General features: G+C 42.1%; 13 protein-coding genes. 2 read left to right on the top strand and 11 right to left on the bottom strand.

What is annotated here, in order from left to right; genetic code table 11:
- Nucleotide 1: 1 nt before the first annotated feature.
- The 8 genes from AB6D80_RS08065 to napF form a co-directional block, all read right to left on the bottom strand.
- Nucleotides 2-1,210 carry a TolC family protein gene (locus tag AB6D80_RS08065; RefSeq protein WP_372188219.1) on the bottom strand — a complete coding sequence of 403 codons (1,209 nt, stop codon included), beginning with the start codon at nucleotides 1,208-1,210 and terminating at the stop codon, nucleotides 2-4.
- A 412-nt stretch (nucleotides 1,211-1,622) separates the two neighbouring features.
- Entirely contained in the window at nucleotides 1,623-2,822 is a 1,200-nt protein-coding gene (locus AB6D80_RS08060; protein ID WP_371695659.1) for an HD-GYP domain-containing protein, read from the bottom strand.
- 472 nt (nucleotides 2,823-3,294) lie between these two features.
- Nucleotides 3,295-3,432 carry a TIGR02808 family protein gene (locus AB6D80_RS08055; protein ID WP_009845457.1) on the bottom strand — a complete coding sequence of 46 codons (138 nt, stop codon included), beginning with the start codon at nucleotides 3,430-3,432 and terminating at the stop codon, nucleotides 3,295-3,297.
- An 11-nt stretch (nucleotides 3,433-3,443) separates the two neighbouring features.
- On the bottom strand, nucleotides 3,444-4,025 hold the full coding sequence (locus AB6D80_RS08050) for a NapC/NirT family cytochrome c (protein WP_009845456.1): 582 nt from the start codon (nucleotides 4,023-4,025) through the stop codon (nucleotides 3,444-3,446).
- Between the two features lie 29 nt (nucleotides 4,026-4,054).
- A complete protein-coding gene (locus AB6D80_RS08045) occupies nucleotides 4,055-4,510 on the bottom strand; it encodes a nitrate reductase cytochrome c-type subunit (protein ID WP_372188210.1) in 456 nt (151 codons plus the stop codon).
- Between the two features lie 125 nt (nucleotides 4,511-4,635).
- Nucleotides 4,636-7,125, bottom strand: coding sequence for a periplasmic nitrate reductase subunit alpha (napA, locus tag AB6D80_RS08040; protein ID WP_009845454.1), 2,490 nt, complete (start codon nucleotides 7,123-7,125; stop codon nucleotides 4,636-4,638).
- Complete coding sequence (locus tag AB6D80_RS08035) at nucleotides 7,122-7,427, bottom strand: chaperone NapD (protein WP_009845453.1); 306 nt, start codon at nucleotides 7,425-7,427, stop codon at nucleotides 7,122-7,124. Before AB6D80_RS08035 ends, napA begins: the two co-directional genes overlap by 4 nt.
- A 23-nt stretch (nucleotides 7,428-7,450) precedes the next feature.
- A complete protein-coding gene (napF, locus tag AB6D80_RS08030) occupies nucleotides 7,451-7,930 on the bottom strand; it encodes a ferredoxin-type protein NapF (RefSeq protein WP_017101835.1) in 480 nt (159 codons plus the stop codon).
- Between the two features lie 253 nt (nucleotides 7,931-8,183).
- Between napF and narQ the strand changes: the two genes are divergently transcribed.
- Both narQ and AB6D80_RS08020 read left to right on the top strand, forming a co-directional pair.
- Entirely contained in the window at nucleotides 8,184-9,914 is a 1,731-nt protein-coding gene (gene narQ / locus AB6D80_RS08025) for a nitrate/nitrite two-component system sensor histidine kinase NarQ (protein WP_009845451.1), read from the top strand.
- Entirely contained in the window at nucleotides 9,901-10,533 is a 633-nt protein-coding gene (locus tag AB6D80_RS08020) for a response regulator (RefSeq protein WP_372188208.1), read from the top strand. Before narQ ends, AB6D80_RS08020 begins: the two co-directional genes overlap by 14 nt.
- A 220-nt stretch (nucleotides 10,534-10,753) precedes the next feature.
- On the opposite strand, the gene dcuC is transcribed toward AB6D80_RS08020, so the two are convergent.
- From dcuC to AB6D80_RS08005, 3 genes are all read right to left on the bottom strand, one after another.
- Complete coding sequence (dcuC, locus tag AB6D80_RS08015) at nucleotides 10,754-12,121, bottom strand: anaerobic C4-dicarboxylate transporter DcuC (protein WP_009845449.1); 1,368 nt, start codon at nucleotides 12,119-12,121, stop codon at nucleotides 10,754-10,756.
- A gap of 462 nt (nucleotides 12,122-12,583) precedes the next feature.
- Nucleotides 12,584-13,090 carry a hypothetical protein gene (locus tag AB6D80_RS08010; RefSeq protein WP_372188207.1) on the bottom strand — a complete coding sequence of 169 codons (507 nt, stop codon included), beginning with the start codon at nucleotides 13,088-13,090 and terminating at the stop codon, nucleotides 12,584-12,586.
- Nucleotides 13,083-13,787: a transcriptional regulator gene (locus AB6D80_RS08005; protein ID WP_371702177.1), complete on the bottom strand. Its 705-nt coding sequence runs from the start codon at nucleotides 13,785-13,787 to the stop codon at nucleotides 13,083-13,085. The genes AB6D80_RS08010 and AB6D80_RS08005 overlap by 8 nt, the downstream gene beginning before the upstream one ends.
- Nucleotides 13,788-13,849 lie beyond the last annotated feature (62 nt).

Raw genomic sequence — 13,849 nt, 5'->3', positions numbered from 1 at the left:
TTTAAACCCCCATTCCTAATGCTAACCCTAAGGTAATTCTGTTTGAGAGCCGACTACGCTGAGTATTAAGCAACTGGATTTTAGATTGGTAAATAGATTGTTGGGCGATAAGCAGTGCCAAAACGTCACTGGCTCCTTCCTGGTAAAGGTTTTGATAGTTTTTCATACTAGCCTTGGAGAATGTAAAAGCATCTCGATAATGCTGTTCTTGTTGTTTGAGGTAGAACTCTTTGTCTAGTGCATTTCCTACCTCATTGATGGCAACCAATAGTTTCTTTTGGTAATCAACAAAGCTCTCTTCTGCTTGAAGCTGAGCTATTTTTGCTTGGGTTTGTAGTGATGATTGGTCAAGAAGAGGTGCGCTGATCCCCCCAACGAGGTTCCACAGGGAAGGATTGTCGATAAGCTGGTTTGGTGTTGAACCGCTACGATAAACAGAGGCAGACAGCGTGAATTTAGGCAGTAGATCTTTGTAAGCAACTGCCGCGCTTTTGTCGGCGGCGAGCACTTGCTGATAAGCGGCAAGGAGGTCAGGACGTGATCCAATCATTTCTCCGGGAAGACGTAATGGCGGAGCTTCAACTTCTGGGATCGTGAAAATCATTCGGTTAAGCTGGTTGTCGCTCTTACCTCGCAAGGTATTAAGCCCTCTGATTGCGATAAGTTGATCTTGCTCTTTAGCCGCTAAACTCGCTCTTACTCTGGATGTTGCAGCACGAGCTGTGTCGAGGTCTGCTTGTTCTTTAAACCCATCGAGCACTTGCTCTAGTACAATATTCTCAGTGTTTGAAAGGCTTTGTAGCCAGCGTTGTTCAACTCCGATCACTCTTGCTCTGTAAGCAACATCAAGCCACGTCTCTATTACGCGAGCCGCGAGAGAGTTTTGTGCGTAAACATAGTCAAGTTGTGTTGCCTGTTGTTTCGCGTTAGCTGCTCTTGCTGTGTCAGCTAAGCGTCGCCAAACATCAAACTCCCAACTTAAATTCAAAGACAGTTTGTGACTGTTCTGAATCTGACTTGTTTTTTGTCTAGAGGCTTGAAAGTCTGTATTTAAAGAAGGTTGAAGGTATTGATCACTTTGAGCCGCTAATAGTTCAGCTTGCTTCAAGCGAAGTGCAGTTTTATGTAGGTCGTGGTTATTGGTGAGGGCTTCTTGAACCAGATCGGCGAGAGCTTGATTGTTGAACAGCGAGAGCAATTGTGTTGACATCGTAGTGTTTACGTATCGTTGAGAGCTTTCCCATTGCTCGGGAATCTGGGTTGTATTGTTCAAACTGGCTTGCGGCGTTGGTGATAGAGAAGCGCAACCCGTGAGATAGGTCAGACTACCCAGTAGTAATAATGCGGATAGGGGGCGGTGTGTGTTCATGCTGTCTTACTCTAAGGTATTTATCTATAGATATACCTAACAGCGAGTAAATTGGAGGTGAAATGAGTGTTTGGTTATTGATTAAAATTGGATATGGATATGGATATGGATATGGGCTAGTAAAGGGTTTATGAAAGAACTTCTGAAAACATAAAAGCCACTGAAATCAGTGGCTTTCTAGACTTGTCCGTTTTATCTAATCAGGCCATACATGGAAAGTGCTGACCTCATCCCCCTCGAATAGCAGGTTCTATTAAAAGAAAGGGGTGACATCAATTTCAGCCTTCGTAGGAGAAATTGCTTTTACAATCGTATGCCAGCTGTGTTTTAAATCCACATACTTGACGTCAATGAAACGTTTATTCTTTCGTGAATAGAAGCACTTAACGACAGGCTCAACAGGAGCATCATCATTCGATGACCATACAATTCCAAGATGGCCATTGCTCAGCTCAACGATGGCCCCAATAGGGAAAATACCAATGCAATTAATAAATTTGTACACCAATTGCCGGTCTAAGTGATTAGGTGTCATACCTAACATTATTTTAAACGCTTCCGCTGGGCTCATTCCACGTTTGTAGCAACGGTCAGCCGTCAATGCGTCATAGATATCGACGATACAAGCCATTCGGCCGTGCTGCGGAATTTGCTCGCCACTCAATCCATTAGGGTAACCTGTACCATCTAACTTTTCATGGTGCATTAAACATACATCACGGCTAATTTGACTTAAGCCTTCGATTTTTTTGATGATAGGTTTAGCAAATACTTGGTGTTGCTTGATGTGAGCGAATTCCTCCTCGGTTAAACGAGAAGGCTTGTGCAAAACATTATCATCGATATGCACTTTACCGACATCATGAATAATCCCACCAATAGCCAATGGCTTTAATCGGTCTTTGCCAAAACCCAAATGCTTGCCAAATGTGACCAAAAGTGTGGCGACATTAACGGAATGTTCAAGCAAATAGGCATCTTTCTTACGTAATGCAGAAACACATTGCAAGGCATCTGAATTGATCAGTGCTGATTCAATCAGCTCATCCGCCCAACCATCCAGTTCATCCGAAACAAACGTATGCGAATCAAATGTTGCCGTAATAATTTTCTGAGCAAGACCACGCGCTTCTTGGATGATTCGCTCTGCATTTTTTTGCCTTACTTCTCGAGAGACCAATTTACTTGGAGAACTTTTACTGCTCTTTTGTTGTTCCTCACTCGTTTCATCATCAGGAACTGGATGAAATTTACAACCTTTAGCAGAGAGCTTCTTGTCAACCCAGACATACTTAATGCCTTTATTAACTAATGTATCAATTCCTTTTTTTGAAGACACGCGTCCAGCGTTAGATAAATAAACACGCTCACTTTTCTGAATTGATGTAACAAACATTCCCACAACCAATGTGTTTATGGAAATTTTTACTGAGTCTTTAAGGTCGAACTGCATTAAATTCAATTAAGTGTTGTCAAAAACAGTGTGATTCTAATCCAATTTCGCGACGAATCTAGTCAAATTGTTGATTTATTTACTCAAAACACCTGAAATTAATAATGAAACACGTGAAATCAATAGCAAAACACATGAAATTAAAAACAAAAGGCCGAAATGTCACCGAGTTATGCTTCGATCTTAGCGATATTGTTTACAACGGTTAAGTGGCAGTGGTGTAGTAAAGAAAAATACTGGTTCGTTACTAATAGCTCTTCTTTAATCGAAGTGTCTATCTAAAGGGCTCTGTATAAAGGTACTTTGTATTGTGGATGTGACTAAAGAGGAGAGGTAGGGAGGTTGCCACCTATTAATAAAAAGATAAAACGTTAGATATTAAAAAAGCCACTGAAATCAGTGGCTTTTTAGAGTCAACCCATATCAGAATGGATTAAAATTAGCTGATAAAAGTTGACGTACTCTTCGATTTCTAATCGATTTCTTTGTCTTTAGTCATAGATAAAAGCCAAAGAGATACGGCTGCAACACCTGCAAAGCCACCAAGAATGATAACTGGCATAGCGCTGTAACCTAAGATGTGCCAAATTACGTTCTCTAAAGTACTCATTCAATCGCTCCTTATTGCCAGCCTTCAACGCCGTGCATGTCTGGTAGTTTGTGTGCGATACCTTTGTGACAGTCTACACACGTTTTTTCACCAGAAGCTAGCGCTGTCGAGTGTTGTTTCGCACTACGAGGGCTCTGCTCTGAGAAGTCCATGTAATCGAACTGGTGACAGTTACGACACTCAAGTGAATCATTCTTTTTCAATCGAGCCCATTCGCGTTCTGCTAAGTGAGCACGACGTGCTTTGAACTTTTCTTCAGTATTGATGGTTTTCGCAATAAAGTGTGCGTATAGCTCTTTAGAAGCCTGAACCTTACGAACAATTTTATCTGTCCACTCATGAGGTACGTGACAGTCTGAACAGATAGCACGAACACCAGAACGGTTAGAGTAGTGAATTGTTTCTTGGATTTCAGCAACGATAGGTGCGTGACAACCAGAACAGAACTCTTCCGTATTGGTTGCTTCCATACCCGTGTTGAATGCACCCCAGAACAAAAGACCACCCGAGAAACCCAAGAACAAAACAACGCCTACCGCTGCTTTACTTGGTGTCGCGAGTCTTTTCCAAAACGCTTTAAGTAATTTTATCATATATAGCCTCTCTTACAGTCCGGCTACGATTAACGCAGTGAATCTACAGGTTTGAACTCGTTCTCAACTAGCGGTTTAGCATTAGCTTGAGGTACGTGACACTGTAGACAGAAGTAACGACGAGGTGAAACATCAGCAAGTACCGCATCTTCGCGGTTCATGTAGTGAGTTACACTCACTTTAGTTGCACCCATTTCTTTTGCGTTTTTCCAGCTATGACAAGCAAGACACTTGTTAGCGTTAAGAGACACTTCATAGCTACGAATAGTATGAGGTACTAAAGGTGGTTGGTATACGTAGTCACTCTCAAGTACTTGGTCACGAGGAAACTTTTTGAAGTCATCTGCTGCGCGAGTTGCTTCAAGTTCACTTGCACCACGTAGAGATTCTACGCCACCAATGCCGCCTGGGTTATCCAGCTCAGCTTGAACTGCACCAGCTAGCAAAAGACCAGCTGATAGTAGGGCAGTAATCAGTTTTTTCATGGTTAATTTCTCCGCCTAAAGGCTAATTCTTTGAGTGGACTACTTCTTTCAAAAAGTAACGAAAAAAGTAGTCGCAATATTAAATACGTTAGATCTTGTATCTAGGTTCGAAAAGCGCTTGGCTCTTAAGAAACCTTAGTGATCTTAACTGGACACTTCTTGTAATCCGTCTGCTTAGACAGAGGATCCGTTGCATCCAAGATCAACTTGTTGATCAGAATTCTTGCATCAAAGAATGGTACGAATACCAAGCCTTGTGGTGGACGGTTACGACCACGAGTTTCAACACGAACGCGTACTTCACCACGTTTGTTTTCGATAAGAACTTCATCACCACGGCGAAGGCCACGAGCTTTAGCGTCAGCAGGATGGATGTAACAAAGTGCATCCGGTACTGCTTTGTAAAGTTCTGGTACACGACGAGTCATAGTACCTGTGTGCCAGTGCTCAAGAACACGACCTGTACATAGCCACATGTCGTATTCGTCGCTTGGCACTTCTGGTGGTGCTTCGTAAGGAGCATTGATGATAAGAGCTTTACCATCTGGTTTACCGTAGAAATCCCAACCAGAACCTTTCTTAGCGTATGGATCTGAACCTTCTTTAAAGCGCCACAGTGTTTCTTTACCGTCAACAACAGGCCAACGTAGGCCACGGACTTTGTGGTAAGTGTCGTAAGGTGCTAAATCGTGACCGTGATCGCGACCAAAGGCTGCGTATTCTTCGAATAGACCTTTTTGAACGTAGAAACCTTGAGCTTGAGCATCGTCGTTAAGCTCTTGTGCTTCAGACAGTGGGAATGCATCAACGTTGCCGTTTTTGTACAGCACGTCGTACATCGTTTTACCACGATACTCAGGTGCTTTAGCTAGAAGCTCTTCGCCCCAAACTTCTTCAACAGTGAAGCGTTTAGAGAACTCCATGATTTGCCATAGGTCAGACTTTGCTTCACCTACGGTTTTAACTTGTTGGTACCATGCTTGTGTACGACGCTCAGCGTTACCGTAAGCACCTTCTTTTTCAATCCACATTGCTGTTGGAAGGATAAGGTCAGAAGCTTGAGCTGTTGCTGTTGGGTACGGGTCAGAACATACAATGAAGTTGTCTGGGTTACGGTAACCTGGTAGACGTTCAGTGTTGATGTTTGGACCAGCTTGCATGTTGTTGTTACACATTACCCAGTACGCGTTGATCGTACCATCTTTTAACGCACGGTCTTGCGCAACAGCGTGTTTACCCGGTTTAGGTGGGATAGTGCCTTCTGGAAGCTTCCAGATGTCTTCTGCAATCTTACGGTGTTTAGGGTTAGCAACCACCATATCTGCCGGTAGACGGTGAGAGAACGTACCTACTTCACGAGCTGTACCACATGCAGATGGTTGGCCAGTAAGTGAGAATGGGCTGTTACCTGGAGTAGAAATCTTACCTGTAAGAAGGTGGATGTTGTACACAAGGCTGTTCATCCATACACCACGAGTATGTTGGTTCATACCCATAGTCCAAAGTGACATTACTTTGATGTTTGGATCTGCGTATTGCTTAGCCAACTTGATAAGGTCATCTTGAGATACACCTGACATTTCAGATGCTTTTTCAACGGTGTATTCAGCAACAGAAGCTTTGTAGTCTTCGAAGCTGATATCAGTCATTTTACCTGAGTTAGGGTTCGCAGCGGCTTTCTGTAGTGGGTCATTGTCACGAAGGCCGTAACCGATGTCTGTTGTTGCTTGCTTGAAGTTCGTGTGTTTGTTCACGAATTCCCAGTTCACCGCATCGTTTTGAATGATGTAGTTAGCGATGAAGTTAGCAATCGCTAGATCTGATTGAGGTTCGAAGATGTAACCTGTGTCTGCAAGCTCGAAAGAACGGTGGTAGTAAGTAGACAGTACGTTTACTTTAACGTGTGGGTGGCTTAGACGACGGTCTGTAATACGAGTCCATAGTACTGGGTGCATTTCTGCCATGTTTGAACCCCACAGTACGAATGCATCTGCGTGTTCAAAGTCATCGTAACAACCCATTGGCTCATCGATACCGAAAGTACGCATGAATGCACCTACCGCAGATGCCATACAGTGACGAGCATTTGGATCGATGTTGTTTGAACGGAAGCCCGCTTTCATCAGCTTAACCGCTGCGTAGCCTTCCATTACTGTCCACTGGCCGGAACCGAACATACCAACGCCTGTTGGACCGTTCTTCTTCAGAGCGGCTTTCCATTTCTCAGCCATTACGTCGAAAGCTTTGTCCCAAGATACTGGTGCAAAATCACCATCTTTGTGGAACTCACCATCTTTCATACGAAGAAGAGGCTGTTCAAGACGGTCTTTACCGTACATGATTTTTGAAAGGAAGTAGCCTTTAATACAGTTAAGGCCTTTGTTTACAGGTGCTTCTGGGTCGCCTTGAGTCGCGACCACTTTACCGTTTTGAGTACCAACTAGTACCGAACAGCCCGTACCACAAAAACGACAAGGCGCTTTATCCCACGTGATTTTTGTTTGATCAGAGCTAGCAATCAGGTTGGTTGCTGTTGCTGGTAGAGTTACACCTGCAACGGCTGCCGCTGATGCAGCTGCGTTTGCTTTCACAAACGCGCGTCTTGTCATTTTCATACTTCACCCTCAAGTTGAGAATTGTTGCTTCCAGTTTCTAAATCCGTTTCGTCTAGTCCAGTCTCGATTTGGTGATAAACCAAAGCTGTCCCTAAAACGTTCGTAATATTATTAATTTCTTCGATGGTGTCCGTAACAAAACCTTGGTTCTCGGTTTCTAGGACCACGATGATTTTGCCTTCAGGGCTACTGCCGTAGATTTCCGCATTATCGTATTGCTCGATTTGTGCTTTGATCTCGTCTAGATGCTCTGGGCTCACATGCACGACTAAACTTGATATATGCACTTCATTTAGTGCCATAAATTGCTCTCGTTATTTTTGTTTTATGCATTACTCACAAGAATAGCCGAAGTAGGGCAAACTGCTACGCAGGCTCCACAACCGCTACACTCATCTAACTCGATTTTTGGTAGAGCAACACTGCCTGCTCTAAGTTGAAATTGAATCGCCATAGGTTCACACATGTCACCACAGCTTCGGCATTCAACATTTTGTTGGGCCAAGCACTTATCAGAGATAGTTGCTTTTGCCAGCCAAGGCGTTTCTTCCTTGGGTTTAAAAATTGGCTCTGGACAAACGTCTGCACATTGATAACAGAATGTACATTCGTCTTTTGAGAAGTCGACAGTAGGAAAACCACCGTCGCCGACAATGATGATGTGTGTCTCGCAACTTTCGATGCATTTACCACAACGTGTACAATCATCTGCGAAGCTTTCTAGACTTTTAATCCAAGGCAATCGAATTTGGCTTGAATCTACTTTTCGCCTAGAAAATAGGCGTCGTCTCGATAGGTCTACCACTAAATGCCTACTAATGTTGCTAAGATGTTGTAATTGTAGATCATTGTTTCGTTAATATCTTGTCATTTATCCTCACAAGTAGTGTAGTTTTAGAAATATTTGTATAAATACCCCTTAAGGGCTAAATAGGATCCTATATTGTCTTAGATCAATAAATTATGAAGCGTTTGGTCACATATTGAATGGAGCTCTGTTTTTTGATGTGTGACAATAGGTTCTCGATAGCCATTTTTATACCTTCAGGATATTAACTTTGCTTATTAAACCTGTTTCATCTGTGACGAGTACAATAGCTAAATCATTGTTATTTATATTGCTCCTTTCAGTTGCCACCACCGGTTTTGCTATTTTTACATTAGCGTCCAGCCTTAATGATGCCGAGGCGGTTAATGTGGCTGGCTCAATGCGCATGCAAAGCTACCGTTTAGCGCATGATATTCAAATAGAATCAGTGGATTACGATTCTCATATTCGTGAATTTGAAAGTTCCCTTTATTCCACATCGATGACTAATTTGGTGAGTTGGGAAGTGCCAACTGATATTACAAATGATTATTATTTAATAATTGGCCGTTGGCATGAATTGAAGCAGGTCTTAAATAGCGAAGATAGAAAACACTACCTGGTACTTGTTGAAAATTTTGTTATTGAAATCGACCGCTTTGTTTTTAAGTTACAAGAATTTTCAGAAAATAAATTAATTAAATTGGCATGGGCTGGTGGTATAGGTCTAGGTGGAATACTCGTCATATCTCTTTTTGTTGTTCATTTTGTACGTAAACAAGTTGTTAAGCCTCTACACGCTCTCGTTAGAGCTAGCCAGAGAATAAAAAATAGTGATTTCGAGGTTAAGTTGGAGGTTACCAACAATAATGAACTGGGCATTTTGACCAAAACATTTAACTCGATGGCGAAAGATTTAGGCGTGCTGTATCGAAACCTTGAAGATGTTGTCGATGCCAAGACGGTTGAGTTACAAAATGCCAACCAATCATTGCAAGCACTCTATTATTCTTCTCAAGAACTCACGGTAACGCGTGTTGCACCGGAAAATTTCCGAGCTATTTTGCAGCACTTGGTCAGCCTAGAAGGGATTGAATCGCTAAGGTTAGAAATAGTCGATAATTCGGGACGTTCTTTGATTATGGATGAAGGTTACGACCCGACTTGCGATTATGAAAAGTTTGAAATGAAACTGGATGATAACGAGCTTGTTTTGGGCTATCTGTATTGCTCATATCATCATGGTCATTCAACTAAGACGCTAATTGAGAGTTTTATTCAACTGTTATCGAGAGCTATCTACTATAATCGCGCTCAAAAGAAAGCTGAGCAGCTTATTATTATGGAAGAGCGAGCGACGATTGCGCGTGAACTGCATGATTCATTGGCCCAATCGCTGTCGTATTTAAAAATCCAAGTGACATTGTTAAAGCGTGTTATTGGTAAACTTCCGGAACACAAACATCGAGAGCAGTCTGAGCAGATAGCATCTGAGATAGGGAATGGGTTAGCCGGTGCCTATACTCAATTGAGAGAGCTACTCACCACATTTAGGTTATCCATCAAAGAGGGTAGCTTTGGAGATGCTTTGAGCACCATGCTAGAGCAACTTAGTGAAAGAACCGATGCGAAGATTAAATTAACTAATAACCTTTCATCGCTAGAGCTTGATGCGCACAGTCAGGTTCACTTGCTTCAATTGATTCGTGAAGCAACAATAAACGCAATAAAACACGCCAATGCCGACTTGATAGATGTATGCTGTATCGATGAGGACGGACAAGTATTAGTCGTGATTAAAGATAATGGAGAAGGCTTTGACCCAAGTAGTTCGAAGATGAACCACTACGGAATGAGTATTATGCAGGAGCGTGCGGCAAGACTGAATGGTGACTTAACGATTGAAGCAGCTCAAGGTGAGGGCTGTACAGTCATATTGAAATATAAAAGTTTAAAGGAAGTTAAAGTTGACGATTTGTAAAGTAATGTTGGTTGATGATCATCCATTGATGCGCAGAGGTATAAGCCAATTACTGAGCTTTGAAGATGAATTTGAAGTGATTGCAGAAGCAAGTAACGGTACTGAAGCGGTCGCTCTTGCCCATGAAGAAGAACCTGATTTGATCCTGTTGGATCTGAATATGAAAGGCATGTCTGGGCTAGATACTCTGAAAGCACTTCGTACTGATGGTTCAAGCGCTAACATCGTTATTTTAACGGTTTCTGATAGCCCTGCGGATATCGAAGCGATTGTTAAAGCGGGCGCTGATGGTTACTTACTGAAAGATACTGAACCCGATGAGTTGATTGAACTGCTTAAGCAAGCACATAGCGGCGATAAGGCATACAGCAGTGTGATAGCTCGCTATTTGAATGATGCTGACAGTCGAAATGATATCTTCGACCAATTGACTGAACGTGAAATGCAAATTCTTCAAGAAGTCGCGAAAGGTTACCGTAACAAGCAGATCGCCGATCACCTGTTTATTTCTGAATCGACAGTTAAGGTACATATGAAGAGTTTGTTGAAAAAGCTGCAAGTGCCTTCTCGTACCGCAGCAACCGTTCTTTATTTAGAACGTTATGGAGACATGAAGTAGGGCTTGTTCCTTTGAAGTAATACTATTTAAAGCCGTGCTGTTTCAAGATCTTGTGACATTTTTAGTGTCATGCTCCAATAGATAGAATTTTGAATTGTCTAAAATAATATGACGTAAAAAAGGCGCTGAATTTATTAAGTTCAGCGCCTTTTTGTTAGGGCATTTTATATCGGCATCTCTATCTTAGCTTGTATCAGTCTAGATAGAGTTTTTCTTAAAGTTAAGCTGCCATTGGAACCAATACCAGCGTACCAAAGATAACCGTGATAAGACCACAGATTACTGGAACAGAAGTACGTTTTACAACTTCAAACGGGCTGATTTTACCCATACCCGATGTCGCAACAATTACGCCAGATACTGGAGAAATGGTACGGCCTAGGTTAGATGCTTGAAGCATAGGGATGATTAGGAACGCTGGGTTCAAGCCCATTTTCGCCGCTAGTGATGGAGCCAGTTCTACGAATGCATAGAAAGGCGCGTTACCAGAACCTGTCGCGATAGCTGCAGCAACCGTTAAACCTGTTAGGATAAGCATTAATGCGATACCGCCTGCGCCTGCAGATTCAGCAAGACCGATTAGGTTATCAATCGCACCGATAGACATTAGACCTTGAGCAAATACGCCCGCCGCAACCAACAACATTACCACGCCTTTGAACGCGTCAGCCATGCCTTGGTAGCAAGAATCTAAGTCTTCTAATGTTTTCTCGCCGTCAAACTTCTTAACAACGTAATCGATAACTGCGCCCACGAAGATAGAACCTACAACAATGGTGTAGATATCAAGTGAAAGCCCTGGAATCGTGCGGCCGTTGAATAGGAAAACGCCGATGATAGGTAGGAATGGCAGTGCAGCGTAGAAAGCCGGTGCTGTTGTTTCGATTTCAGAAACGTCTACTTTTTCCATTGGCGTGTTTTCTTTTTTATCTAGGTATTTGTTCCAGAAGAAAGCCGCGCCAGCCATCACGATGATTGCACAGATAGAAACAGGCAATACTGTTTGAACAGCAAACACATCAAGAGACATGCCTGATTTTTCAGCTGCGATAACCACATCACCAGAGGTTGGTGAAAGAATGATTGCTGCAGGTGATGCACAAACGGCAACCGCTGCTGGGCGTGAAATACCCATCGCCGTCATCATTGGGAATAGGGTCGCCATCAGTAACACACCAAGGCCTGTTGCAGAACTTACTGCTAGAGACATTAGACACGCTACGATGTAAGCCGCAACAAGAAGTACATAGGGAGATTTAATAGCAGCAAGCGGTTTAGAGAACTGTTTCACTACTACGTTGTTAGCACCAATGTGCGTCATGTAAGAAGCAAAACCACAAAGAAGCATGATTTGCATGCCTAGGCCGCCTCCACGGTACTGAAGCATGTACTTAACAAATTCGAGTGAGTCGGTAACCATGTTACCTGTTGAAGCGACCTTAGCTGGTAAGACTGTGTGACCAATAAGGCCAGTAATAAGAAGTAGGGCAAGGCCAGCAGTTAGTAATACGCCTGCCGCTTTATAGCCTTTCACAATAAAGTAACCAACAGCGATGGTAATTACTAATCCGATCAAGAGCTCTAACATAGAAATCTCCACAAAGTTTAAAAAATATAAGAAAGTGTTTCAGAATATGACAATGAATGTACAGAAAACTGCACTGTGGCACGAGGCATAGTTGAGGTTGGTATGATCTAAGACAAACATTTTTTTCGATGTTAATTGTGGTTGTAAATATTGATTAACCACTGTTGTTTGGATGTTAATAAACAAATTTTGTGACTCCCTAGAATATAACTTGGATCACCTTTAATTGTTCTAGTTGCATATAGTGGTGTTGTTTTATAAATCGTGAGTGTTTTTTGTACTTTGGAAGGGAACGTGTAACGAACTGGGTATTTATCGGAGTAAAGAGGTGAGAATCTTAGCTTTTAAGCTTACTTACATTTAAAGGTTACTTATGTTTAACGCCTACTTATTTCCCATAAGTAAGCGCTAAAACACAAGTTGGCACTCAAATATAATTAGGTTTAAAAATAGCGAGCGAGTTTAGTTTATATCAACGTCAGGAGTGTCATTTGAATACGTTGGCAGCTCAGAACAGATAACCTTCTTACAAAAATGAATCATCCCATAGCGAGTAATGAGTAAAAACTCTTCTCTATTCAATGGAATGTAAGGCATGGCGTCAGAAGATAGGGTAGACCCTTCACTTATCATCACCTTTTCGTAAAACGACAACTCGCGATTCGGGATGATTTGTTGGTGTTGGTTCTCATCCAGTGAGATGTCGTGTTGAGTGACAGAGTAAGATCCCGATGACGTAAAGCCGACTTGCTTAGTCGATACGTACAATAGGTCATAACTGTCATTCTTCTTAAACTCGATGTTAATAGCAGACTGGTTATGAATCATATTATTGGACGAGTTAATAATCGATGCTGTATTTGCTAAATAATGCCCTTCAAGATGTGACTTGGGAATAAAGGTAGAAACCCAGCCGACTAATACGCCAAGCAGTACCACAAAAATTGCTGTATTCGTTTTATTATTCACAAGTCACTCCTTTAAATCCGGCAGGGAAGCTCAGAGATTTTCCTGAATTATCGATGATGATTTTTCGTCCCTTATATTCATAAAGCGTTACGTTGAATAACTCATTAAAAGTGAATTCGTCGGATTCGATTCTACAAGAGATAAAATGCTGACCCACGAGATCTTCGCCTAGGCTATTTCTATCTAAATAAGAAAACAAATAATGGGATAAACCTGCAGCCACTACAAATAATGCAACCAGTGCTAATAGACTGTTTGTTTTTTTCGTAGCGGCCGTTGTCTTGGTTGTTGAGCTTTCAGGCGCTGTGTTGCTTTCAGGTTGTGTCGGTTCTTGCTTTGGTTGCGATTGAATTTGACGCAGCGCGCGTTCTTTGTCTTGTGTCACTTGTCCTGCAAATCGGTAACCTTTACCGCGCTCAGTGACGATGATCATCCCACTCTTATCTTCTAACGCTTTTCGGCAAATCGAGATGGTTTGCATTAGGCTGCCATCTTCAACGTATATACCTTTAGACACCCACACCTGTTCAATAAGAACTTGGCGAGTGATCACCTCATTGGGTCTCGAGATAAAAAACTTAAGCAGCTCTGATTCATTAGAACCTATTGGGTAGGTACGGCCCGTCTTAAAGTGATGGATTTCACTCTCTTCTAAATTGACCTGTATATCATCATTGATAATAAATTCAGCAGACATCTGGGTTCTCATCGCTATAAGCGTTCTAACCTAAATATAACAAATCTTACAACAAACATAAA

Origin of the sequence: Vibrio sp. 10N.247.310.17 (assembly GCF_041466605.1) — a bacterium.
Taxonomy (GTDB): Bacteria; Pseudomonadota; Gammaproteobacteria; order Enterobacterales; family Vibrionaceae; genus Vibrio; species Vibrio tasmaniensis_A.
This window is presented reverse-complemented; position numbering and strand designations above follow the sequence as displayed.

Bases quoted from the DNA above. Each gene is read 5' to 3' on its own strand.
- AB6D80_RS08045 (WP_372188210.1), bottom strand. From the start codon at position 4,510: ATGAAAAAACTGATTACTGCCCTACTATCAGCTGGTCTTTTGCTAGCT.
- AB6D80_RS08055 (WP_009845457.1), bottom strand. From the start codon at position 3,432: ATGAGTACTTTAGAGAACGTAATTTGGCACATCTTAGGTTACAGCGCT.
- AB6D80_RS08035 (WP_009845453.1), bottom strand. From the start codon at position 7,427: ATGGCACTAAATGAAGTGCATATATCAAGTTTAGTCGTGCATGTGAGC.
- AB6D80_RS08060 (WP_371695659.1), bottom strand. From the start codon at position 2,822: ATGCAGTTCGACCTTAAAGACTCAGTAAAAATTTCCATAAACACATTG.
- AB6D80_RS08050 (WP_009845456.1), bottom strand. From the start codon at position 4,025: ATGATAAAATTACTTAAAGCGTTTTGGAAAAGACTCGCGACACCAAGT.
- napA (WP_009845454.1), bottom strand. From the start codon at position 7,125: ATGAAAATGACAAGACGCGCGTTTGTGAAAGCAAACGCAGCTGCATCA.
- AB6D80_RS08005 (WP_371702177.1), bottom strand. From the start codon at position 13,787: ATGTCTGCTGAATTTATTATCAATGATGATATACAGGTCAATTTAGAA.
- dcuC (WP_009845449.1), bottom strand. From the start codon at position 12,121: ATGTTAGAGCTCTTGATCGGATTAGTAATTACCATCGCTGTTGGTTAC.
- AB6D80_RS08065 (WP_372188219.1), bottom strand. From the start codon at position 1,210: ATGTCAACACAATTGCTCTCGCTGTTCAACAATCAAGCTCTCGCCGAT.